Source organism: Spirosoma oryzae, from assembly GCF_003002825.1.
Classification (GTDB): domain Bacteria; phylum Bacteroidota; class Bacteroidia; order Cytophagales; family Spirosomataceae; genus Spirosoma; species Spirosoma oryzae.
This window is the reverse complement of the sequence record NZ_PVTE01000001.1, coordinates 367,409-392,276: the sequence shown is the minus strand read 5'-3', so window position 1 is coordinate 392,276 and position 24,868 is coordinate 367,409. Positions and strand designations below refer to the sequence as shown.

Here is a 24,868-nt window from a genome sequence, read left to right as displayed (position 1 = left end):
CAGTCAATACACAAAAGCCAACTATTTACAGTTGGCTTTTGTCATTTTATATTGGATTACAAAGTTTATTTAACAAATTCGTTTACATTACCAGATAGATAGTATATTTACATATCTGATTCACATTTCTATAAGATTTACACTATGAATATAAATGACAAGATTAAACAGATATTGATTGATCGTAATTTCTCACCGTCGTATTTTGCTGACGAAATTGGCGTACAACGATCCAGCATATCTCATATTCTATCTGGCAGGAACAGGCCTAGTTTTGACATCATTCAAAAGATAATACGCCGTTTCCCTGATCTTGGTTACGACTGGATTATGGAAGATGAGCAACAAAATATACCCGCTACACCAGCACCACAAACAGCTTATCGACAGGGAGGGACCCAACCCGCAACCGAGCGTTATAATGCGGGTTATCCAGGTACTGCACCACAACCTCCTCAGTCGTCAATCCCCAGAAGTAGACCTCGCGAGTTAGCACCAACTCAACTCGAAGCGCCAGCTGAGGATGACTTCGGCGGAGAAGATTCCGGGACGGAGAAACGGGTAGAACGTATCTTACTATTTTACACAGATGGCTCTTTCCGTGAATTTTTACCATCCATCTAGAAACAGGCTAATTCACTACTTGCATAGCAGTTGGTCTGTTTAATGTTTTACTTTACTTACCTGGAATTGTACCCCCAAAAAAAGGCTTCAGCGATCGCTGAAGCCTTTTTTTGGGGGTATTTACATAACTAGCTGTAAAGCACCACTTTAGTGTTCCACGTGAATTTTCACGATGGCATTGCCAGTATTCGCAGCTATAACCAGTTGGTACGTATCCTGTAATGCCGATTATAGACTATTCATGTATAACCATTTTTGCCATGGATTACTGCTTGGTACAACAGCCCATTTTTTATGATTGTCTATCAGACTCATTTGGAATCCTCCAAAAAAGTGACGGTATGAGTGGCAGCGGTAAATCAGCCTGAAAAGCATTCTGGTCTGGGAGAATACCCGTATAACACTGATTTGGCCCAAGCTACCGACGAAGCAACAATGCATACTAGGCTCGAACAGTCTGGACAATTCTTACTAAGTCCTTTCGAATTCTGAACAGCGAATAAGCTATTGTGATTAGAAGACATATTTACTTCCAACCATATAGGTACCGGCACGTTAGTTCAGTTGTACACAGCTATCCTGAATTCTTACCTATATCCGTTCACGCAAACGTCAGTCAAGCTTTTTCTTACTGGTTCAGTAGCATACGAATTGTTATATAATTTATATTATGTTAAGTAAGGTTCATCAAAAAGAAGAGGACCAGCATCCGCCGGTCCTCTTCTTCCTACAACTATAATTCAGGTACGCTTAGTTTGCTGGCTCAACGCAAGCAACTTTACGCTCCTCGTATTGCTTGAGGATATTCTGGAGATTCTCCAGATTAGTTGCTACTTCCTGATCATCCTTGGCCGCCTTGGCTTTCTGGAAGTACGGCAGCGATTGTTTGAACTTACCACAAACCTGACCGTCTACTTCTTTACCACGCTTGTTGTACTCGGCCATGTCCATGGCATCAACAGCACCTTTCATACGAACGGCTTCGTTGAAGTACGTTACCCCCATGCCGAAATTGGCATCGTAGTTATTGGGATCAACAGCCAGCGCTTTTTTGTAGTTCTCGATTGCCATCATCCGATCGCTATCGAATTTCTTTTTCAGATCAGCCAGTTTCTGCTCGTTACCGGCAGCGGCTCCCGAGTTGGCAGCCGCTTCTTTCGCAGCAGCGTCCAGTTGAGCAATCGTCGCTTTCTGTTCAGCTGCCCGCTTCTTCACGTCGGCTAACTGCCGTTGCAGATCCGCGTTTTTGGGCTGCTTCTTAATGGCTGCACTCAGACGGGTAACCTCGCTGTTGTACGTATCCAGCAGGCCTTTAGCATCGGCCAGCTTCTTGGCTGGGTTGCCACTCTTCTTGGTGTCACCTTCCAGCTTGCGGATTTCATCGTCAAGCTTGGCTGCGCTGTTGTCGTAGATTTGACCGAGCAGTACCAGACTTTGTGGATTCTTGGGATCTTTCTCGACCTGCTTTTTCAAATCAGCCACAGCCTCGTCCATACGGTTCGCGGTCAGCATGATGTTGATCCGCTCGTTAACCAGATCCTTGTTGGTTGGATCAAGCGCCATACCTTTTTCAAGGGCGGCCAGTGCTTTGTCGATTTGCTTGTCGTTCCGGTATAGTTGCACTAGTGAACCATAGACAACGGCATCTTTACCGCCGTTGGCCATGTATTTTTCCAGCAGCTCTTTTGCCGTTTCGTTATCCCGAACCTGCTGCGCACCGATGGCACCATACAATGGGGCCGTCGTATCTTTCGTATTAATTTCCGATGCGATCTTCAGCGACTTCACAGCATCAGCGTAGTTCTTACCCTGAAACTTGGCAACCCCCTGCTGCATGAAGGCGTAATACATTTGCTGCGATTTCAGCGCTTCTTCCGCTTCTTTCGCTAGCCGGCCGGGACCACCTTTCTTATCTTTGTCCAGCTCGATTACTTTTTTGTAGGCGTCGAATGCTGTCGTCGCAGCCGCCGAATCCATACGAATGTACTGGTTAGCAATCGACTGGTAGGTTTTAGCCCGGTCCATCCAGGTGCTGGCCTTCGCTCCTGCCTTGGCATCGGCGATGTCTTTATCGCTCTTTTCCTTGTCTTTCTTGACGGCGTCCATCTGCGCCTGATCGAGCGTAGATGCAGCCCCTCCCTGCTGGTTCTGGGCATACGCACCCACCGACAGACAACAGGCGACTACTGCAACTGCAATTGATTTCATGTGAAATTGGGGTTGTGTTTTATCTCTTTTTAACAAACGAAATTACGGAATCTATCCGTATAAGTGCGAGACGCGTAAAAATGTTTGAGCCGCCCGCTCGATACGCATAATCGGAACAGGCGGCTCAAACGGCATATTACTTACCTACTAATCAGCTACTTCTGGCTCAGTTGAATCAACGACAGGGTTCGTTTCCGAACCAGGTTGACCATCCAGTTCGTCCTCTTCTTCCCGCTTGATTTTCGTCACGGATGAGATTTCGTCGTCTCCCCGAAGCGTAATCAGACGTACGCCCTGCGTATTCCGGCCGATGACGCTGATCTCAGCTACCGGTGTGCGAATCGCAATACCCGACCGATTGATGATCATCAGATCATCGGTATCATTTACATCGAGTACGGCTACGAGCCGACCTACTTTTTCCGTTACTTTCAACGTACCCACGCCTTTGGCACCCCGGTTCGTAACCCGATACTCGTCAATATCCGAGCGCTTGCCGTACCCTTTTTCGGATACGACCAGCAATTGAGCCGCCGGCGAGTCGATGCAGACCATCCCGATTACCGAGTCAGTGCTGTCTTCCTCATCCAGCGAGATACCGCGTACACCCGCAGCGGTACGTCCCATCGGACGAACCCGATTCTCGTGGAAACGAACGGCTTTACCGGCACTCGATGCAATGACAATTTCGTTATTGCCATTGGTCATACAGACGCCGATCAGTTGATCGTCTTCGTCGATGGTGATGGCAATGATACCATTCTGCCGGGGGCGCGAATACGCTTCGAGCATCGTTTTCTTGATCGTCCCCTGCTTCGTACACATCACAATGTAATTATTGTTGATGTAGTCCTCGTTCTTCAGGTCCGATACGTTGATAACCGCCCGCACTTTGTCGTCTCCTTCAATATTGATGAAGTTGGCCAGTGGCCGACCTTTCGAGATCCGCGATCCTTCGGGTAGTTCGTAAACGGGCAACCAGTACATTCGCCCTTTTTGCGTAAACACCAGCAGCATGTTGTGCATGGTCGCCGTAAAGAGGTGTTCGGTAAAGTCCTCCTCCTTAGTGGCTGCCGCCTTCGCACCTACCCCACCCCGGCTTTGCGCCCGGTATTCAGTCGTTGGGGTACGCTTGATATAGCCTTCGTGCGAGATGGTAATGACCATGTCTTCGTCGGCAATCAGCGACAGATCACTGATATTACCATCGCCCAGCGCGTTGATCTGCGTCCGACGGGCATCGCCATAGCGGGCGCGGATATCGATCAGCTCCTCACGGATTACCTGCCGCTTCCGGTCTTCGCTGGCCAGAATGTCTTTCAGATCCGCAATTTCACGCATCAGTTCGTCAAACTCAGCCTGCAGCTTATCACGCTCCAGCCCGGTGAGCCGCTGCAACCGCATGTCGAGAATGGCCCGCGCCTGGATTTCACTCAGCGCGAACTGATCCATCAGGCCCGAACGGGCAATCTCCGGATCGCGTGACGACCGGATCAGGTTGATAACGGCATCGATGTTATCGAGCGCAATCAGCAAGCCTTCCAGAATGTGAGCCCGTTTTTCAGCCTCCCGCAATTCGTAAATCGTCCGGCGGGTTACTACGTCGAAGCGGTGTTCGACATAGTACTTCATCATATCCTTCAGGTTGAGCAGCATAGGCCGCCCTTTCACCAGGGCCACGTTGTTGATGCTGAACGACGACTGTAAGGCAGTATGCTTATAGAGATTGTTCAGAACAACGTTCGCAATCGCATCCTTCCGAAGATCATACACGACCCGCAGGCCGTCGCGGTCCGACTCATCGCGGAAGGCCGTGATGCCTTCGATCCGCTTTTCGTTGATCAGTTCGGCCGTCTTCTCCAGCATCACCGCTTTGTTGACCATGTACGGCACGTCCGTTACGATGATCTGCGTTTTGCCTTTGTTTTCTTCGATGGTCGCATTCGCCCGCAGGACGACCCGACCCCGGCCGGTCTTGAACGCCGACTTGACGCCTTCCATCCCGTAGATCGTCGCACCAGTCGGAAAATCCGGAGCCTTGACGTACTGCATCAGTTCCTCAACGTCGATCTCCGGTTTATCCAGGTACGCGATGATACCATCGACAACTTCGGTCAGGTTATGGGGGGCCATGTTGGTGGCCATACCAACCGCAATCCCCGACGAGCCATTGAGCAGGAGGTTCGGCAGCTTGGCCGGCATCACGCTTGGCTCCTCCAGCGAATCGTCAAAGTTGGGCTGGAAATCAACCGTTTCTTTGTAGATGTCGGTCAGCATTTCCTCGGCGATCCGCTTCAGGCGAGCTTCGGTATACCGCATAGCCGCCGGTGAATCACCATCGATCGAGCCGAAGTTACCCTGCCCGTCGACAAGCGGATACCGCAACGACCAATCCTGCGCCATACGTACCATGGTATCGTACACAGAGGAATCGCCGTGTGGGTGGTACTTACCTAGTACTTCCCCGACGATACGGGCGGACTTCTTATGTGGCTTGTTATAGTTGACCCCCAGCTCGGCCATCCCAAACAACACGCGCCGGTGCACGGGCTTCAAACCGTCGCGCACATCGGGCAACGCACGGGAAATGATAACCGACATCGAATAGTCGATGTAGGCTCCGCGCATTTCGTCTTCAATGTTGATGGGAATAATGTTACTGGGCGATTCTAGGTCGGGATTTTCTTCCGCCATGAGTAAATGGAGTTTCGCAGAAAATTACTATTCCGATGCATACAAAAAGCACACACCGCTGTATAGACAAATATACAAATTTTTAGCGACAAAAGAAAAGAAATAGGCGGCAATGGGCCTAAAAACGCGCACAATGGCGTAGCTGACCGATGCTTCAGCAAACAGCTAATGGAAGCAAAGTATCCGGCTATCATCTATATCAAATACAATTCTATTTCATCAGCAACATAACGCTTGCCAGCGCGCTGAGAGAGTGTCAATTACGGCGCGGTTTTGATGCGCGGATCGAACCGGAACGGCTCTGTACCCGTCAGTTTGATCTGCGTGAAATCCGGGTGGGCGGGGTTTAGCAGGTAATTGTATTCACCCGGTATGATGGCGGATGGCACTTGTAAAACGGCGGTAGTTCCGCGTAATAACCAGTCACTACCCCGTTGCTGACAGTACCCATACTGCTGAAAGTCAGCCCAGTTGGCGGGTAAGGTTTCCAAGTCGATACGCTCGACGGGTAGCGCATCCGGAATAGCAATGACCATCACCCGGAACAGGTCGTTTAGCCCCTCCCCGCTTCTGTGGACCACGTTCTCCAGACAAGCCAGCGCCCGGCTGGCAGCCGTGTAGACAACGAACTGGCCCGGACTGGATGGGCCTCGGCTGTTCCAGCGGGCCGCCCCGCCCGAAGCCGTTAGTCGTTCGGCATACTGTGTTTTGGTAATTCGGTAAACCAGCATGTGTCGCGCTAGGCCAGGTCACCGTAGGCAATCCGGACGACTTCGTCCAGCACCAGATCAATACCGCCGGATGTGTGCAGTAGCGCAAACGGCACCTGATCGCCCAGACCGTAGGCGGGCTTATCCATCCAGCGACGAAAGGCCTCGGCCGAACCGAACACCGTCTCGCCGGTTCGGAACAAGGCCATGATCTTTAGTATCTTCTCACTGTCCTGCGGATTGAGCTTTTTCTGTTCCCGTTCATACCGCTGGAAGGTTTTCAGCGACGTATCGAATACTTCGGCCAGTTGCTCCCGACGATAGCCCGTCAACTCAGCCGTTTCGAAAAATCGGGTCGCCGACACCCCTTGCAGGGCCGACAGAACAAGAGCAGTACGATCCGGAATCATCATGGTAACAAAGCTAGTCATTTGTCCAGCAAACAAGGAAATTTGTCTGAAAGTTTACCAGTTTCTACGATTCAAATCAAGAAGCGCTCTGTTTTCTCAACAACGGGTTAAATAAGGTGTTACCTAATTACTCTCCTATATGAGTATACTATTGATTCCCCTACTTCCTCTTCATGACCATTGCTGATTCTGCTTCCTCTTCTGTATCAGAACCTGACCCCGTTATTTACGGCACTTGCCCACCACCTCACCCACAGCTGCAGGTATCGGTTATTATTCCAGCGCGCAACGAAGCTCATCACCTTATCGACACGCTCGATGCCCTGCGCAGACAATGCCGCCCTGATGGCCGTCCACTACCCGCCACACACTATGAGGTACTGCTGCTTCTCAACAATTGTACGGATTCATCAGAACAGGTAGCCCGGCAGTACCAACAGGCTTATCCAGCCTTTCCCCTGTATATCGAGGCTGTCCGGCTACCAGCTGGCATGGCCAACGTGGGAACAGCCCGGCGGTTGCTGATGAACGAAGCCTGCCGACGCCTTCAGCAGGTCAACCCGACAGGCGGGATCATTGCTTCGACCGACGGCGACACGGTTGTCGATCCGCAATGGTTGTATCAGATCATCGGTGCGATTCGGGAAGGGAACGAAGCCGTCGGTGGGCGCATACTAACCCGACCAGATGGTTGTTCGGTCCGGCTTAACCACTTGCGCGATGTAACTTACCGGATGCTGATTGCGCAGGTTGAAGCCCGGCTCGATCCGCAACCCAACGACCCCTGGCCCCGGCATTTTCAACATTTTGGGGCGAATATGGCCGTGACCTGTACGGCCTACCTGCGCGCCGGTGGATTACCCAGGGTACCGCACCTGGAGGACGAAGCCTTATACCGGGCGCTGTTACGCACCGACGCCCGCATTCGAAAGACACCAGCCGTACGGGTATTTACGTCGACGCGATTGGCGGGGCAGGCAACCATCGGGTTTTCCGAACAACTCCGCTACTGGCAGCGGCAGAACCAGCAACAACAGCATCAGCTGGCCGAACCCGCCGACGGAATCATTCATCGCTTACGCTATCGGCACGCGTTGCGGACGCTCTGGCAGGCGTACGGCGAACGTCCGGCCGACGCTGTATCGGTCAACCAGCAACTTAGTCAGGTAGCAGCTACTTTGTCGTTGGGCGCAGGTTGGCTGCAACAACTCCTGGGACGCTGCCGGTATTTCGGCGAATGCTGGGAGTTGGTCGAACAGGAGATCGGTACCAACTGGGCGGTACTTTATCCGCCGGTGTCGATCGTCCGAGCCATAACCGACCTGCGACAGTTTCTCCGCCAGCCCACCGCGACACTGACCCCGACACGCTGACTTATCGTTTCCGGAACAGGTCGAGCCGATAGGTCTCGGCCCGTTGACCCAACCGGTGTTCCAGCGGACCATCCGCTTCAGCAGCCTGGCCGACGAAATCGTGGACGGCGTCGCCCGTCAGGGGGTAGTCATGAACGAACGGGGTCCAGTGTACGAGCAACAGCTCTCCGCCGGTTTCCAGTGAATCGATCATACACTGTCGGGCAATTGTCAGGTCGTCTAGTGAGAGGTAGTACCCGACTTCCGACACCAGAATCAGGTCAAATGGGCCTTTGGGAAAATCAACCGGGATAGCCATCTGCTCCAGGCGGACATTTGGTCGGTCGGCGAGTCGCTGCCGGGCTTTGGCCAGCGGTAGTTCGCTTGCGTCGACAGCCAGCAACTGATCGCAGCGATCGGCGAGTTGTTGGGTCAGCACCCCAATCGAACAGCCAATCTCGAACGCCGATTGGTAGCGGGGTTTCGACAGTGCTGCCAGCGTAGCGGCATACTTCCGGCGTTCGTAATCGCTAGTTTCAAATGACCAGGGATCATCGTTAGCCCGGTATACATCATCAAAATAAGCAGGCGGCAGGGAGGGCATAGGGTTTACGGTATTCGGTTTACGGTATTCGGTTTACGATCGACAGAGACAATGACCTGACTGAACCGTAAACTGAATACCGTAAACCGTAAATGATTATTCCAAAAACAGTTCGTAAGGTCGCTCGAAGTGGGTAAGCAATTCAGGCGATAGGTAGAAGGCTGTTGGGTCATCGTCAATCAGCCGGGTCACCTGCGATATGTGGGCCGCAATGGCGTCGTCGCGCTGATCGATCACCGTGTCGATGGGGACCTGCCAGACGCGCCGTTCGTCGGGACGGGGCATGTCATCGGGCCTACCCAGTTCCCACAACCAGATCAGGTACTCCAGCACACGGAATGGCGTCTGACGATCTTGGGTCCGTACGGCCTGTAACAACTGCCAGGTTGCCCGATGATCCCGGTGCGGGTCACGCTCCCAGGGTACCAGCACCGTTGCCGGTTTGATTTTCCCGATCAAACCGGTCAGGGTTGCCACAGCATCGGCGAAACCAGGCGCATCGGGCATAGGCACGGCCGTGTCGGGGAGCCGCATAAACGTGCAGGCGTCAGCCTCGACACCCAGTCGATTCAGCGCTTCGCTGGCTTCGGCCTCCCGCAGGGCGCGTAACCGTTCGGCCGGATAAGCGGGCGAGTTCGGGTGCGACATCGTACCATCGCTGACAAAAACAACGTGTACGGGTAGTCCCAACTGCCGCAGGCGGATAATCGTTCCGCCACAGCCCAGCGATTCGTCGTCGGGGTGCGGAGCCAGCACGACCGTCGAGCCCAGTATCTGAATATCAGTCAGCAAAACGGCCCGCTGCGTGATCGCGTCGGCTTTTTCAATGCCAGAGTGCATGGGCGGGGGTTGGGTTTGTCAGTACGTACCGACCAATATCGACCAGGGTCGCGTCGGGGGCCGGTTGCCGCAGGTACATGGTCAGGTCGCGATGAATTCGTTCGAAGGGTTGCGGCCGCAACAGGCCCCGTGCCCCCACGCAACGTTCACACAACGGCATGACCTGTAGACAGATCGCTTCAATGGCGGTGCGGGTCATGTTTGCATAGGCCACGATTTTAGCCGGATCAGTACCGTCGGCCAGCCATTGATCGGTGTAGTCGCCCGCGCTACGCAGCCATTGATTGCCCGACTCGATCAGACAGGCAACTTCGGCCAGCCGCGTTTGCTGCAGCAGATCGTCGGTCCGGTGCATGCCCGCCAGAAACCGACGGGTGGCATCGTACATCGCTTCGGCCCCACCCAACTGGACGGCCGCAAACCGAATAGCCCCACCGCTGAAATAAGGCTGTTCGAAATATCGGTTGGGCTCGCCCAGTAAATCGTCCGCACGGAGGGTAATACCCGTAAAATCAAGTTTGAAACTAGCCGATGCGCGCATGCCCATCGGTTGCCAGAACCGATCGTCGATAGCGGCTGGGTGAACCCGTTCGGTCGGTACGATAGCCATCTGCCAGCCCCGGCGTGACGGGGTCGTCAGTTCACCCGTGATCAGCGGCCGGGTAATCCAGCCCGCTCCCGAGCAGAACGTCTTGGCTCCACTCAGCCGGTACCCATCCGCATCGTCCCGATCGATGCGAACACCGTCCTGTGCCTGCGTATTCCAGACACTGAACAGATGCCCGTGTACCCGTACATCGGTGTACCACCGCTGCTGCTGATCGGGCGTGGCGTACAAGTGGATCAGGTACAGCGCGTTGATGTGTCCTTCATAGACACGGCCCACCGCCAGGTTGGCAGCGCCCATCCGTTTTAGCAGGGTCAGCAGCCGGGCGGTTCGGCCCTGTCTGAAATCGAGCGCTTCGCCGGGCAGCGTTATGGTCAGCAAGCCCGCATCGGTAAGCCATTGAAAGGCATCGACCGGAAAGCTACCCTCAGCATCGGTATCGGGGGCGGCAGCGGCTATACGATCGATCAGCGCGTCGAACGCCACCGTACCGGGCAATACCATGCCAGCAGGTGCGGAAATAAAAGGAGAAGAAAGGTCAGGAAGAGGGAAGGTCATGCCTCTATAAGACCCGGATACGACGGATTGTTTTGGGCAATCAGGCGTCTAACTGCCGGTAACGTTCGTAGAGCCGGTCGCGCGTGCGTTTGAGCCGCATCTTCACGGCGCTTTCCGACAGTGAACACTGCTCGGCGATCTCCCGGATAGACAGGTTCTGTTCGTACTTCAATTGCAGTAGGTGTACTTCGGCAGCGGGAATGTCCTCCGCCAGCCGGGCCAGATCATTTAGCCGCTCGTCGAGCAGGTCCTGCCGATCGGTGTCGGGCAGTTCCGCCAGTTCGTCATCCGATACGGTCTCCCGAACCATCCGACGACCAATGCGGAGCTGATCCAGGCAATAATGGTGTGAAATGGCATAAAGCCAGGTCGAAAAACGGGATCGGTGCTGAAACGTACCAATACTGCCCAGCACTTTGATAAAAATGTCCTGCGTGAAGTCTTCGGCAACGTCGGCATCCCGGGTTATCGACAGACATTTATTATATACTTTCCCGACGTATCGGTTATAAAGGGTTTCGAAGCAGTCGGGTGCCTGCGTGTCCCGGTATAATTCTACCAGGGTTTCATCGGGTAGTATGGTCTTCTTCATACGCATTCACACGGTAAGGAGGCTAAGCAATACTCCAAATATAACGCCTTCCTAAAAAAGTAACTACCTGGTTACGAAACATGTGTTCAAACGGTACAGTAATTGAGTACGAACGTGGTTTCCGATTGACGTAGCTACACCAAATAAAGCGAGATTCAGTAAAAAAAACGACTTAAATACCGCTTAATCAGTATGTTATTGTTTTTACCCAGCGGTTCCTCTTTTGCCGAAGGCCGGCCACTGGTTGATGCTAGTTTCGTATGGTACAGTAATTGATCGGAACTGTCTCCCCGTTATGAGGTAATGGGCTAACAAGAAGCGCCATCTCACAACGAGATGGCGCTTCTTGTTAGCCTGCGGCTACGCGTGTGGACTGTCTACTTGATGTAAAGCCATTTCCGATACAGATTTTTCTGCGCATCCGTCGGATTGCTGACCGGCTCCAGGCGGTAACTGACCAGCGGATTAGCGCCCAGCGTGACGTTGATCAGACGCAACAGCCCGGCCCGGTTGACCAGCACGTTGAGCGTATCGCCGACGGGTCGTCCGGCCACCAGCCGGTTCAGGTCGTCGCCCACCCGCACCTGATCGACGGCTACGATCTCGTCGCCTACGTTCAGACCATCCTGATAAGCCCCCGACCCACGGCGAACTTCCCGGACGATTGTCCGGCCATTCGTCACGGTGGTACTTGCCCCCAGAAAGCCATCGCCACTTTTTGCGGCAACGTTCACCAGTTGCAGGCCAACGGCATTGAAATACGCATTGTAATCGATCGGCTCAGCGGAATTGACGCCTACGCTGAAAAAGGCGTCCAGCGACCGACCGGCTATTTGTTCGGCCGCCCGGCGGAATTCATCGTCCGTGAAACCGCGCTGCTGTTTTTTGTAGTATTCCTGATACAGGTAGCGCATCAGGTCGTCCATGTTCCGAGTGCCGTTACTGCCCGATAGAATGGCCAGGTTCAGTAAGGTACCCAATACACTTCCCTTACTATAATAGGAAATAGTGCTGTTGTCGGAGTTCTCGTTGGGCCGGTAGCCTTTGATCCACGCATCCCAGCTCGACTCCGCAGCCGACTGTACCCGGGTTCCCGGCTGATTCTCAATCTGATTGATCTGGTAGGCAACCAGACTCAGGTACGCATCGGGCGTATAGAAGCCGGCCCGGCGCAGGATGTATTCCTGGTAGAACGAGGTGCAGCCTTCCGATAGCCAGAGCAGGTGCGTGTAGTTTTCGTTCTCGTAGTCGAACGGCCCCAATGCGATCGGCCGGATACGTTTCACGTTCCAGAGGTGAAAATACTCGTGCGCGACCAGACTCAGGAAACGCTTGTAGCTGGCTTCCGTGTCGTAGGCCGTGCGGGTCACTTCGAGCGTCGTCGAGTTCAGGTGCTCCAGCCCGCCCCCACCCGGTGGGATGTGGTGAACGATAAAGGTATACTGATCGCAGGGATGCTCACCGACGACCGAAGCAGCCGCTTCGCACACGCGGGTGTAATCGGCCGCCAGTCGCTTTTCGTCGTAATCAGCCAGCCCGTACATCGCTACGGTATGCGGTACGTTGGCGGCTGTAAACGAAAACAGTCCCTGATTCCCGATTTCAATGGGCGAATCGACCAGCAGATCGAAGTTGGGTGCATCGAAGGTATTCGCCTGACCAGCCACGGGTTTCAGCGCCGTCGTCACCGTTTTCCAGGTCTTGTACGGTTCCACGGCCACGCGTAACGGCTGCGCTTTCAGCGCGTCATGGTACATGAACATACTGGCCGGCGTGACATAGCCGTGGTCGATGTCCACAAAACTGGTCCGCACGGTGAGTTCGTTGGCGTACACCCGGTAATGAATCGTCAGGTTATCGGCACCGGTGTAAACGCGCCAGGCGTTCTTACGAATCTTCTCGCTCCGCACCGGCTGATTACCCGTCATAGCCGTGAACCCCTCGACGTTCTTGGCGTATTCGCGGATCAAATACGAACCGGGCGTCCATACCGGCATCCGGATGTCATAGTACCCATTCTTGCGTGCCCCCGTGGCCGTGGCGGCATTGGTCAGCGTCATGTCGACCTCAAAATAGTGGGTCTGGGGTTCCGGCATGCGCAGCCGGTAGGTGATTGTGGGGGTTAGGGCCGACGGATTTTGGCCATCGTCGGCGCGACTGTCGATGAAGAAAGGAGGGAAAAGAAAAAGTGTCCAAACGGTAAGTAAATAAAGAAACCGGGTGTTTTTTTTCATACGGAAACGGGAATACCTTCGTTTTTTGTCCAGATTTAACGTGACTTTTGCCAAACGCCAACGAAGCTACAACGCTTCGCAGGCTTTCACAACCGCTGTTTTCGTTTATGCCCATTCCTTTTCCCCAACCGGATTCCGATGGACCAGGGCCCGATGGACTGGGTTCATCCAAACCGGGTCTCGCCGGACCGGGTTCCTCCAAACCGGACCCTACCAACGTGGGGCTTGCCAGTTTGAGTCTCACCCAACCAAACCAACCACGGCCAGTCGGCTCCTCCGCCAATCGATGGCTCCTGTCGCTGACCCTGGGATTGGCCAGCCTGCTGCCGGCCACGGCCCAGCGTACGCTCAGCTACGCCGAACCCGACTACCACTACCGTAACGGCCTTGAACTCTTCGAACGGGCCAACTACGCGGCCGCCCGCTACGAATTCCGGCAATACCTCGACCCCCGCCGTGGCAACGGTGCCCAGACGACCTTCAACACGGCCGACCAGAATGCCGTCGAAGCCGAGTACTACATCGCGCTGACCAGTCTGTATATCGACGAGCCGGGAGCCGAAGTACTGGTCGACCGCTTCGTCAAGAATCATAGCGAGCACCCGAAAGCGGGGCAACTCTACGGCGATCTGGGTTCCTATTATTATACGCGGCAGGATTATCCGAAAGCGATCAACTTTCTGGAGAAGGCTGTCGCGCAGGGCGGGGGTGCCCGTCAGCTGGCGTATTCGTACCAGTTAGCCGTTGCTTACTACAATACGCAGGATCTGCAAAAGGCCCTGCCCCTCTTCAATCAGGTCAAGACCGACCCGGCTTCACCGGATGCTGCATCGGCTTCCTACTATGCCGGGGTAATCAACTTCCGCAACCGGAACTACAACGAAGCGGTCGCCGATTTCCGGCGTATCGAATCGAATCCGACCTACCAGAATCAGGTTCCGAACTGGATCGCGCAGGCTTACTACCGGCAACGGCGCTTCGACGAGTTGCTGGCGTATACCGAACCACTGCTACGGCGCAACACCGGATCGGCCCTGAGCGAAGTGGCGCTGTTTACGGCGGAAGTCTACTACCAGCAGAATCAGTTTGCCAAGGCGATTCCGTACTACAAACAGTACATCAATGCCGCCGGAGCCAAAGCACCCGGAGCCGTTCGGTTCCGGTATGGCCAGTCGCTGTTCCGCACGGGTGCGTACCCCGACGCCATCACGCAGTTGAAAACGGTGGCCGGTGGCCGCGACACGACAGCGCAGTATGCCGCCTACACGCTGGGCATCAGCTACCTGCAAACCCAGAACCCGACCTACGCCCTGAACGCCTTCGATCAGGCCGGCCGGTTGACGTTCAACCCGTCGATTCAGGAGGAAGCGCGGTTTAACCACGCAAAACTCCAGCTCGATCAGAACAACGGGGCCGATGCGGTGAAAGAGCTGACCGGTTTTCTGAAACAGTACCCCGACAGCAAGTTCGAAAGCGAAGCCAACGAGCTGGTCGGCGAAGCCTATTTCGCGTCGAACAACTACCCGGCAGCCATCGCCTATATCGAAGGGTTGAAACGCCGGACGGCCAAAATCAACGCTACTTACCAACGGCTCACCTACAACCAGGCCGTCAGCGATTTCAACGCCGAGCGTTACCCGACCGCCATTGCCAATTTCGACAAGTCGCTCCGCTACCCGGCCGACGCGAAGCTGCAACAGGGGGCGCAGTTCTGGAAAGCGGAATCGTATTCGGCCCAGAAGCAGTACGAGCAGGCGATTCCGCTCTACGCCAGCGTTAGCAAGGGTGGCGATGAAGAGCTGGCAACGCGCAGCCTGTACGCCTTGGGGTATGCGTATTACAACCAGAAAAATTACAGCCGGGCTATCCCCTACTTCCGGGATTTCGTCAGCCGGGGCGGGGAAGCCGCGCAGGTTGCCGACGCGACCATCCGCCTGGCCGATGCCTATTTCGCGACCAAGCAGTATGATGCCGCCCTCCGCGCCTACGATCAGGCCATTGCCCGCAATGCGCCTGATAAAGATTACGCGTCGTACCAGAAAGCTGTTATCCTGAGTTATGTCGGCCGTGACGCCGAAGCAAAAGCACAGTTCGAGCAGGTCCAGCGGCAGTACCCAAACTCCCGCTTTGTCGACGAGTCGCTCTTCCAGACGGCCAATGTCGATTTTGAGAAGGGGGCCTATCAGGCTGCGATTCGTGGGTTCACGCGCCTGATTCAGGAAAAGCCCAACAGTACGCTGATGCCGGCCGCACTGCTCAAACGGGCCATCGCGTACGGAAACATCGAACAGTACGACCCCGCCATCGCCGACTACCGCCGGATTCTGAGTAACTACGGCAATTCAGAGCAGGCGCAAAGTGCCCTGCTCGGTATTCAGAACACGCTGAACGACGCAGGTCGCCCCGAAGAATTCTCGCAGGTGCTGGGTCAGTTCAAGAAAAGCAATCCGGGTAGCTCGGACGTCGAGCGGGTTCAGTTCGACAACGCCAAGAATATTTATTTCAGTCAGAAATACGCACAGGCAATTCAATCGTTGACGTCATTCATTCAGGAATATCCGGCCAGTCCGAACCTGAGCGAAGCCCGCTATTACCTCGGCGAAGCCTACCGGCAGACCAACGACCCGGCAGCGGCCCTGAAAGCCTACGAACCGGTACTGGCCGACCGGCAGTCTGATTTCTTTGTCCGGGCCGCCACACGCGTGGCCGATCTGGAATCGAAGCAGAAAAACTACCCGCGCGCCGTACGGGCCTATCGCCTGGTGATGACGCAGGCTAACAGCCGCCCCGATCAGGTGACGGCGCAACTGGGGCTGATGGATACGTACTTCGCCGGTGGCAAGCCTGACTCGGCGGCTGTCGTTGCCCGCGACCTGGTGTCGGGAGGGAATGTGGTCGCGGGGGCGCAGAACCGGGCGCAGCTGATGCTCGGCAAGGTAGCCTTCGCCAAAAACGACTACGCCACGGCCAAAACCGAGTTCGACAAAACGATTGCCTTGGGCAGTGATGTCAACGGTGCCGAAGCGCAGTACTACCTAGGCGATATGCTGTACCGGCAGAAAAAGTACAAAGAGTCGGTCGCGACACTGCTGAAGTTCAACGAGCAATTCGCCGAATTTGAATACTGGAAGGGCAAAGCGTTTATCCTCGTCGCCGACAACAACGTCGCGCAGGATGAACTGGCGCAGGCCAAAGCCGTCCTGAATTCAATCATCGAAAACTCAGGCGATCAAACCATTGTCGCCGAAGCCAAACAGAAACTGGCCGGGCTGGAAACTAAATAGGTTTTCGGTCTACGGTTTACAGTGCACGGTGGTTGAATCACTCCACTATCGGTACCTGTAAACCGTAGACCAAAAACCGAAACCTACACGCTATGCATCGCATTCCCTCCATACTCCTCCTCTCCTCGTGTTTGTCGCTGCCCGCCCTGGCTCAGCAGCGCCAGCCAGCGAAAGAAGGAGAAGTCGACAATCAGGAAATCACCGTCGAGAAAAGCCGGAAGATCGAGCTTCCACCGGCGAATCGTCTGTTCGATAAAATCCAGTCGGTCCGGCCGACACCCGAGCAGCGGAAAATGACGTTCGAGTTCGACGACCGGAAACTCACCGTCGGCGATCCGAAGATTACGCCCAACGTGCTGGCCCCCACCACCGGACAGGCCGACAACACGCCCGCCTTCGGCAACTATGTCCGGCTTGGGGCGGGCAATTACAGTTCGTTCCTGGGCGAAGGCTATTTCGGGCTGAACACCCTGTCCAACCTGGCCCTCGAAGGATCGGTACGGCACCTGTCGTCCGGCATTGGTCCGGTCGACGGTAAAAATTCCGCGCAGGCTGACACCAGGGTCAAGCTGACGGGCAAGTACCTCACCGACGCCTTTAAGCTACAGGCCGATCTGGGCTACGACCGCAACGCTTACAACTTCTACGGATACAGCCGCGAATATGTGGCTCAGTCGACCTTCAATCCCGACCTGATCAAGCAGCAGTTGAACACGGTCAGTCTGCGGCTGGGTATCGAGAATGCGAAATCGGAAAACGCGATCGACTACTCGCTACGCACCGGTATCACGAACCTGCGCGATCGCTTCAACGCATCGGAGTTCGACTGGGGAACGAACGTTAACAGCTCGCTCGGTATCAGCGACAACATCGTCGCCCTGCTCTCGGCCGATGCGTATCTGACGCAGCGCAGCGATGGCTCCATTGTCGACAACCGGAACCTGTTCCGCATCAAGCCAACGTTTAAATACACGTCCCCCCTGTTGACCGTAACGGCTGGCGTCAACGTTGCCAACCAAACCGACAAGCGGCTGGGCATCAACGACACCCGCGCCTTCCCGGTCCTCAACATCGACCTCGTACCAGTTAGCACGATTCACTTCTTCGCCGGTGTCGATGGCGACATCAACCGGAACACGCTGCGTACGCTTCTCTCCGAGAACAAGTGGCTGGCTCCGCAGGTACTGCTGGCAAACACCGTTAAGTCGCTCGACATTTACGGTGGCTCGAAGGGTGATCTGGGTGGTGGTTTCGGTTACGAAGGAAAAGTGTCGTTTGCCCGCTACCGTAACTTCGCCACCTTCAACAACAGCCTGCCCGACAGCTCGAAATTCTTTGTGCTCTACGATGGTGGCGTTTCGCGCGTACTGACGATCTCGGCCCAGCTGGGGTATAATCTGAAAGACCGGTTCCGCTCGTCGTTGAAAGGCGAATTTTTCAGCTACGGGCTCGACCGGCTCGAAGCGGCCTGGGGACGCCCGCGCATAGCCGCCACCTGGACCAACTCGTACACGCTGAACAAAAAGCTGTTCGTCACGGCGGACCTGTACTATTACGAAGGTATTCAGAACAAAAACTTTACGTCGGGTCAAACGTTCACGCTGAAACCGATTTACGACGCGAACCTGAAAATCGACTATTTTCTGGGCGAACAGATTTCGGCCTTTGTCTCGATCAATAATATTATCGGGCAGAACTACCAGCGCTATTTGTATTATCAGTCGATGGGACTTAACTTTCTCGGCGGAATCAGTTATTCGTTTTAATCGACCGCTTTACTCGACATGGCAACCGTTACCGATTACCTGAAAAAACTGCTGTACCAGTACGATTGCGTCGTCGTACCCGAGTTGGGTGCGTTTCTGACGCACTACCAGCCTGCCTCGTTTTCAGAATCGACCGGTTTGTTTTTGCCCCCCCGCAAGCGTGTCGCCTTCAACGAAGCGTTGCGACTCGACGACGGGATTCTGGCGAACTACATCATGCTGCACGAACCGGTCAGTCGCGAAGGTGCCCAGCGCCTGATTAGCCAGTTCGTCCAGGCACTGCACCAGACCATCGGCAGCAGCGATCGCTTCGACCTCGACGGTATCGGCAGTTTTACGACCAACGAAGAAGGTCGGCTTCAGTTTGAACCCAGCCTGCGCCACAACTTTTTCGGCGAAGCCTACGGCCTGGGTGAACTACCCGTACAACTAATCAATCGGCAACCGGTTCAGGAGCGGGTACTGGAAGCCGTACCGATGCCTGTTACGGCACTTGGCCCGGTTCGGGTACGCGACGAGGCCGATGCCGTCCTGACGCCCCTGCGCCGATCGACGCCGTACTGGCGCATTGCGGCTTCGCTTCTTCTGATCGGTTCGTTAGGAGCCGTCAGCTACTTTACGGTTATTGAGCCGGGCGCACCCCTACGCAGTGGTCTCGATCCGGCCAGCCTGTTCCGCTTTCCAGCCACAACGACGGTCACGAGCGTAGCAGCACCAACACCCGTATACGTAGCCACAGCTGCTGAGACGACACCCGCCGAACCAGTAGTTGCGCCAGTTCCTGTTGCGGCTCCTGCACCAGTGAGTGCTACCAGGCCAGCGGTGGCAACAACGTCGACCGTCAAACCGGCTGCGAGCGAAGTAGTTACGCCGACCGCTATTGTTGCCGCGCCGAAACTCGCTCCTAAACGAATCATTCGTTCAGCTGATGACGACGACTCGTTTACGATCATTGCCGGTAGCTTTGCCAGCAAGCGGAACGCCCTTCGGCTTCGGCGCCGGCTGGTAAAAGCAGGCTATACGGAAGCATACGTTATTCCGCCTTATACGCGCAAGCAACTCTATAAAGTAGCGGCAGCCGGCTTCGATGACCGGCAGGAAGCACTGGACAACATCGATATGGTCAGCCGGCTGGCGCGCACATCTCCCTGGATTTTTACGCACTAATCAATACTTGTCTACCGTGAAAAACGCCGGCGATACGTCGGCGTTTTTTTTTGCGGTGTAGAAGCGTACTCAGCACGATTTCTTGATTTTAACAGCTTATTAATCGTCGATTGGCCCCCGTTTTGCGGCATATTCCGATTTTTGGGCACAACTGTCTTGTTTGTAATCCGGTCTGATGAACCGCCTGCGTCGCTCTTTTTCCTGGCTGCTGCTGATCGGATGGCGCTACTTATCCGCTCCGCTTGCTGCCCAGTCGATACCACCGCTCCCTGGTGACTTCGCCGATACGACGACAGCCCATGCAGACACGGTAGCTGCTGCTGACATCGTTGATTTTCTCCGGACGAGCTGCCGGCTACGGCTGCGTCCGCACGAAGCCGATAAATTAGCCTCGGGTGGTCATTTTGTTTGGGTCATTCCGCAGGTCGGCTATTCACTCCCAACGGGGGTATTGGGTCAGGTCTTAGGAAACGTAACCTTTCGGCGACCCGGTGCCAACCTATCGTCAATCATTAGCAGCGCGACATACACGCAAAATCAGCAATCGCTGTTAACCATCACGTCAACAGTCTGGACACCAAGTAACCGGTGGGTCTTTATTGGCGACTGGCGACTGATGCACTACCCGCAGGCTACCTACGGCCTGGGCATGTACACGTCAACCGAGCGGGTTGTCAGTATGGATTATTCGTACCTGCGATTTTACCAGGGGGTTTTGCGTCGCGTCCGGCCGTCGTTGTACGCGGGCTTTGGGTATCAGTTCGATGACCATTGGGATATTCGTAGCTGGGATGGACGTCACGACCGAACCAGAATTTCGGGCTACGAGTACGGCATCGAAGGACGATCCATCTCGTCGGGCGTTGCCATGCAACTGCTTTACGACAACCGATCGAATTCGGTCAACCCGACGGGCGGGCAGGTGTTGAATCTCCTTGTCCGTACGAATAAGACCGCGCTGGGTAGCGACACGGACTATTCCTCCCTGCTTATCGACGCCCGTACGTACCTTCACCTGCGACCGGGTTCGCCCAACATCCTGGCGCTCTGGTCGTACAATGCCCTGACCCTGTCGGGTAACCCGCCGTTTCTGGACCTGCCCAGCACGGGTTGGGATGCAACCAGCAACCTGGGCCGTGGTTATATTCAGGGGCGCTTTCGGGGCAAGCGATTGCTGTACGCCGAAGCCGAATATCGATTTCAGATTAGTCGAAGCGGGCTGTTGGGGGGCGTCGTTTTCGCCAATGCACAATCGGTCACGCAACCCCTCACCCAACAATTCGAGCGCGTTGCCCCGGCCGGTGGGTTAGGTCTGCGCATCCGCATGAACAAAGTCACGCGGGCGAACTTGTGCATCGACTACGCCGTTGGTGTCGGTGGTTCGCACGGCCTGTTCTTCAACCTGGGGGAAGTTTTCTGAACTGTGGTAAAAGCAAAACGGCCTCCACTGATGCAGAAGCCGTTTTACCAAAAAACAAACAGGATCGTTTAGCCCAGATACGTCTTCAACGCCTTCGACCGTGAGGTGTGGCGCAGCCGACGAATGGCTTTTTCCTTAATCTGCCGAACCCGCTCACGGGTCAGGTTGAACTTCTCACCAATCTCTTCCAGCGTCATTGCGTGTTCACCGTTCAGGCCGAAGTACAGCGTGATGACATCGGCCTCCCGCTGCGTCAGCGTCGACAGGGCGCGTTGTACTTCTTTGCGCAACGAATCGTTGATCAGCCCGGAATCCGGCTTGTCTTCACCATCGTTTTCGAGCACGTCGAGCAGGCTGTTTTCTTCACCCTGCACGAATGGTGCATCCATCGATACGTGACGACCCGAGATTTTCAGCGTGTCAACGACTTCAGCCGCTGATATTTCCAGCACGGCGGCCAGTTCTTCAGGCGACGGCTCCCGCTCGAACTTCTGCTCCAGATCCGAGAAGGTCTTGGAGATTTTGTTCAGCGAACCGACCCGGTTGAGCGGCAACCGCACAATCCGCGACTGTTCAGCCAACGCCTGTAGAATCGACTGACGAATCCACCAGACGGCGTACGAGATAAATTTGAACCCCCGGGTTTCGTCGAACCGCTGTGCGGCTTTGATCAGACCCAGGTTTCCTTCGTTAATCAGATCACCTAATGAGAGCCCCTGGTTCTGGTATTGCTTGGCCACCGACACAACGAAACGCAGGTTGGCTTTGGTAAGCCGTTCCAGCGAGAGCTGATCGCCTTCCCGAATCTTCTGGGCAAGCGTTACTTCTTCGTCGGGCGTTAGCAGATCTACCTTACCAATTTCCTGGAGGTACTTGTCGAGTGACTGACTTTCCCGGTTGGTAATCTGTTTTGAAATTTTTAGCTGTCTCATGATTTATTGGCCCAGTGGGGGTAGCTACAAAACGTGTATTTAGGACATGCCGGTACACGAAAAAGTAACACAGCCTTTTTAATTTTTGTTCTCTGGCTTGGGAAGCAGTACTTTACGCGACAACCGATACTTTCCGGTCTTCTTGTCGACGTCGATCAACTTCACCGTTACTTCTTCGCCGACCTGCAGCACGCCGTCCATCGTTTCCAGCCGCTCCCACTTGATCTCCGAGATGTGCAGCAATCCATCTTTACCCGGCATGAACTCAACAAACGCGCCAAACGGCTGAATGGTCTTCACCTTACCGACGTAGGTTTCGCCTACTTCGGGGATGGCAACGATTCCTTTCACGCGTGACACCGCCCGGTCCATGCTTTGCTGATTGGTTGCGAAGATGCTAACCCAGCCAGCATTATCGTGCTCGTCGATATTGACGACCGCACCCGAATCCTTCTGAATATCCTGTACGACTTTACCACCGGGTCCGATAACGGCTCCGATCTGGTTGGTGTCGATCTTGATGACGATGGCACGGGGGGCGTGGGGCTTGAGGTCAGGGCGAACCGTGTCGATCCCCTTCTTCATCTCACCCAGAATATGCAACCGGCCCCGACGCGCCTGATCCAGCGCCTGCGCCAGCACTTCATACGACAGACCATCCACTTTCAGGTCCATCTGGCAGGCAACGATCCCGTTTTCGGTACCCGTCACTTTGAAGTCCATATCGCCCAGGTGATCTTCATCGCCCAGGATGTCCGACAGAACGGCGTATTTATCAGAACCCGGCTCGGTATCCTGGATCAGACCCATGGCGATACCGGCAACGGGGGCCTTGATTTTGATACCCGCATCCATCAGCGCCATCGTACCCGCGCAGACCGTCGCCATCGACGACGAACCGTTCGACTCCAGAATGTCGGAGACGATCCGGATCGTGTACGGGTTTTCGTCACCCGTCGGCAGTACTTTCTTCAGCGAGCGGTGCGCCAGGTTACCGTGACCAATCTCGCGACGGCCAGCACCCCGGTTTGGTTTTACCTCACCCGTCGAGAAGCCGGGGAAGTTATAGTGCAGCAGAAATTTGCTGTAGCCCTGGTGCATTGCCTGATCGACAATCTGCTCGTCCAGTTTGGTACCGAGCGTACAGGTCGTCAGTGACTGCGTTTCGCCCCGGGTAAAGAGCGCCGACCCGTGTGGACCGGGCAGGTAACCAGCCTCGGCCGAAATCGGGCGGATCTGGTCGAGTTGACGACCATCGAGCCGGGTACGCTCGTCGAGCACCAGCCGACGGGCTGCTTCCCATTCCAGGTCGTGGAAATAGGTTTTCACCAGGCCAACGTTCACAACCGCGTCTTCGGGGAATGACGCCAGATACTCATCCCGTACGGCGCGGAAGCTTTGTGCCCGGCCTTTCTTGCTCGGGTTCTGCTGCGCAGCAACGGCGTAAATTTTATCGTAACAGGCAGCCCGGACAGCCGCACGCAGTTCTTCGTCGTGCGTTTCGTGATTGTACTCCCGCTTCTCCGTCTTGCCGACTTTTGCTTCGAGTTCTTTCTGCGCCTGACACTGTACTTTGATGGCTTCGTGTGCCGCTTTGATCGCTTCGACGACTTCGGCTTCCGAACATTCGTTCATCTCACCTTCCACCATGCAAATATCTTTTTCGGTAGCCGCCACAATCAGATCGATCGTTGCCCGCTCGATATCCGTCGTCTTCGGGTTGATCCGGTATTCGCCGTCGATTTTGGCAACGCGTACTTCCGAGATCGGGCCATTGAACGGGATGTCCGACACGGCCAGGGCCGATGATGCCGCCAGCGCAGCCAGCGCATCGGGTTGTACTTCGGGGTCGGCCGAAATCAGCGTAATCATTACCTGCGTGTCAGCGTGGTAATTGTCGGGGAAGATGGGCCGCAGGGCGCGGTCAACCAGCCGGCTGATGAGAATTTCGTGATCGCCCAACCGACCTTCCCGGCGCTGAAAGCTTCCCGGAATGCGGCCCGCCGACGCGAACTTTTCCTGATAATCAACGGAAAGCGGCAGAAAGTCGACGCCTTCTTTCGCTTCTTTACTGGATACAACGGTAGCCAGTATCATACAATCGCCCAGGCGGACGACCACCGAACCATCGGCCTGACGAGCCAGTTTGCCGGTTTCGATGGTGATTTCCCGCCCGTCGGGCAGCGCAACGGATTGCGTGGTTATTTCGAACATACAGTTAGTTATTTCTCCCTCTTACAGCTTTTCGACCTGCCCAGCTCCGTTCGAACGACACTGAGCGGTCATACCTCTTGTACAGATGCACATCAAAAACGACAAAAAGGAGGGAATCTACTGATGGCCGCAGATTCCCTCCCCTTTCCATACGGATCGTTATTTCCGCAGACCCAGCGCAGCCAGGACAGCCCGGTAACGAGCGATGTCTTTCTTCATCAGGTAATTCAGCAGACGCCGACGCTTACCGACGAGTTTCAACAAACCCAGTTGTGTGCCGTAATCGTGCTTGTGAACTTTCAGGTGTTGCGTCAGGTGACTGATCCGGTAAGTAAACAGCGCGATCTGGGATTCGGCCGACCCGGTGTCAGTTGCTGATTTAGCAAACCCCGAGGTAGAGAAAATCTCTTGCTTTTTTTCGGTCGTTAGATACATCTTCAGACAGCTAATTAAGTAATTAAAAAAACGGTTTCGGCCGCAAAGATACCAATTTTATTGACAGGATTACAGGATGAACGGGATTTTAATAAGGATACGCAGCCAAACATGGATAGGGCTGATTTTTCACGAATCAACTCGTACAACTATATATCAATTTACACCTAGCGCATTCGGCTAATTCGCATCACCCGGATTAAGCCATAAATCCTGC

Annotated in this window: 18 protein-coding genes; 6 read left to right on the top strand and 12 right to left on the bottom strand. The window is 54.8% G+C overall.

Annotation, left to right across the window (positions count from 1 at the left end; genetic code table 11):
• Positions 1 to 144 precede the first annotated feature (144 nt).
• Positions 145 to 624, top strand: coding sequence for a helix-turn-helix transcriptional regulator (locus CLV58_RS01730; RefSeq protein ID WP_106136031.1), 480 nt, complete (start codon positions 145 to 147; stop codon positions 622 to 624).
• A 750-nt stretch (positions 625 to 1,374) separates the two neighbouring features.
• Here the strand turns inward: CLV58_RS01730 and CLV58_RS01725 are convergent.
• The 4 genes from CLV58_RS01725 to parS form a co-directional block, all read right to left on the bottom strand.
• Positions 1,375 to 2,832 carry a tetratricopeptide repeat protein gene (locus CLV58_RS01725; protein ID WP_106136030.1) on the bottom strand — a complete coding sequence of 486 codons (1,458 nt, stop codon included), beginning with the start codon at positions 2,830 to 2,832 and terminating at the stop codon, positions 1,375 to 1,377.
• A gap of 147 nt (positions 2,833 to 2,979) precedes the next feature.
• On the bottom strand, positions 2,980 to 5,526 hold the full coding sequence (gene gyrA, locus CLV58_RS01720) for a DNA gyrase subunit A (RefSeq protein WP_106136029.1): 2,547 nt from the start codon (positions 5,524 to 5,526) through the stop codon (positions 2,980 to 2,982).
• A gap of 260 nt (positions 5,527 to 5,786) precedes the next feature.
• A complete protein-coding gene (locus tag CLV58_RS01715; RefSeq protein ID WP_106136028.1) occupies positions 5,787 to 6,257 on the bottom strand; it encodes an RES family NAD+ phosphorylase in 471 nt (156 codons plus the stop codon).
• Between the two features lie 8 nt (positions 6,258 to 6,265).
• Positions 6,266 to 6,649, bottom strand: coding sequence for a type II RES/Xre toxin-antitoxin system antitoxin (parS, locus tag CLV58_RS01710; protein ID WP_106136122.1), 384 nt, complete (start codon positions 6,647 to 6,649; stop codon positions 6,266 to 6,268).
• Positions 6,650 to 6,819: 170 nt separating this feature from the next.
• Between parS and CLV58_RS01705 the strand changes: the two genes are divergently transcribed.
• Positions 6,820 to 8,019, top strand: coding sequence for a glycosyltransferase family 2 protein (locus CLV58_RS01705; protein ID WP_106136027.1), 1,200 nt, complete (start codon positions 6,820 to 6,822; stop codon positions 8,017 to 8,019).
• Between the two features lies 1 nt (position 8,020).
• Here the strand turns inward: CLV58_RS01705 and CLV58_RS01700 are convergent, their stop codons facing one another.
• The 5 genes from CLV58_RS01700 to CLV58_RS01680 form a co-directional block, all read right to left on the bottom strand.
• The gene (locus CLV58_RS01700) at positions 8,021 to 8,602 is read right to left on the bottom strand and encodes a class I SAM-dependent DNA methyltransferase (RefSeq protein WP_106136026.1); all 582 of its coding nucleotides are present in this window, start codon (positions 8,600 to 8,602) and stop codon (positions 8,021 to 8,023) included.
• A 96-nt stretch (positions 8,603 to 8,698) separates the two neighbouring features.
• Positions 8,699 to 9,442 (bottom strand): PIG-L deacetylase family protein, encoded by a 744-nt coding sequence (locus CLV58_RS01695; RefSeq protein ID WP_106136025.1) that lies wholly within the window; start codon positions 9,440 to 9,442, stop codon positions 8,699 to 8,701.
• Positions 9,426 to 10,607, bottom strand: a complete 1,182-nt coding sequence (locus CLV58_RS01690) for an acyl-CoA dehydrogenase family protein (protein ID WP_245882173.1) — start codon at positions 10,605 to 10,607, stop codon at positions 9,426 to 9,428. Before CLV58_RS01690 ends, CLV58_RS01695 begins: the two co-directional genes overlap by 17 nt.
• A 40-nt stretch (positions 10,608 to 10,647) precedes the next feature.
• Positions 10,648 to 11,199, bottom strand: a complete 552-nt coding sequence (locus CLV58_RS01685; RefSeq protein WP_106136023.1) for an RNA polymerase sigma factor — start codon at positions 11,197 to 11,199, stop codon at positions 10,648 to 10,650.
• A gap of 377 nt (positions 11,200 to 11,576) precedes the next feature.
• Positions 11,577 to 13,433 carry a M61 family metallopeptidase gene (locus tag CLV58_RS01680; protein ID WP_106136022.1) on the bottom strand — a complete coding sequence of 619 codons (1,857 nt, stop codon included), beginning with the start codon at positions 13,431 to 13,433 and terminating at the stop codon, positions 11,577 to 11,579.
• Between the two features lie 107 nt (positions 13,434 to 13,540).
• On the opposite strand from CLV58_RS01680, the gene CLV58_RS01675 reads away from it, so the two are divergent.
• The 4 genes from CLV58_RS01675 (at position 13,541) to CLV58_RS01660 (ending at position 21,070) form a co-directional block, all read left to right on the top strand.
• Entirely contained in the window at positions 13,541 to 16,717 is a 3,177-nt protein-coding gene (locus CLV58_RS01675; RefSeq protein ID WP_106136021.1) for a tetratricopeptide repeat protein, read from the top strand.
• A 92-nt stretch (positions 16,718 to 16,809) separates the two neighbouring features.
• Positions 16,810 to 18,483: a hypothetical protein gene (locus CLV58_RS01670; RefSeq protein ID WP_106136020.1), complete on the top strand. Its 1,674-nt coding sequence runs from the start codon at positions 16,810 to 16,812 to the stop codon at positions 18,481 to 18,483.
• Between the two features lie 18 nt (positions 18,484 to 18,501).
• Positions 18,502 to 19,650: an HU domain-containing protein gene (locus tag CLV58_RS01665; RefSeq protein WP_106136019.1), complete on the top strand. Its 1,149-nt coding sequence runs from the start codon at positions 18,502 to 18,504 to the stop codon at positions 19,648 to 19,650.
• A 175-nt stretch (positions 19,651 to 19,825) separates the two neighbouring features.
• Positions 19,826 to 21,070, top strand: a complete 1,245-nt coding sequence (locus CLV58_RS01660; RefSeq protein ID WP_146141341.1) for a BamA/TamA family outer membrane protein — start codon at positions 19,826 to 19,828, stop codon at positions 21,068 to 21,070.
• Positions 21,071 to 21,138: 68 nt separating this feature from the next.
• On the opposite strand, the gene CLV58_RS01655 is transcribed toward CLV58_RS01660, so the two are convergent.
• From CLV58_RS01655 to rpsO, 3 genes are all read right to left on the bottom strand, one after another.
• Positions 21,139 to 22,002 (bottom strand): sigma-70 family RNA polymerase sigma factor, encoded by an 864-nt coding sequence (locus CLV58_RS01655; protein ID WP_009282104.1) that lies wholly within the window; start codon positions 22,000 to 22,002, stop codon positions 21,139 to 21,141.
• 78 nt (positions 22,003 to 22,080) lie between these two features.
• The gene (locus CLV58_RS01650) at positions 22,081 to 24,216 is read right to left on the bottom strand and encodes a polyribonucleotide nucleotidyltransferase (protein WP_106136018.1); all 2,136 of its coding nucleotides are present in this window, start codon (positions 24,214 to 24,216) and stop codon (positions 22,081 to 22,083) included.
• 159 nt (positions 24,217 to 24,375) lie between these two features.
• Positions 24,376 to 24,651 carry a 30S ribosomal protein S15 gene (gene rpsO, locus CLV58_RS01645; protein WP_106136017.1) on the bottom strand — a complete coding sequence of 92 codons (276 nt, stop codon included), beginning with the start codon at positions 24,649 to 24,651 and terminating at the stop codon, positions 24,376 to 24,378.
• Positions 24,652 to 24,868 lie beyond the last annotated feature (217 nt).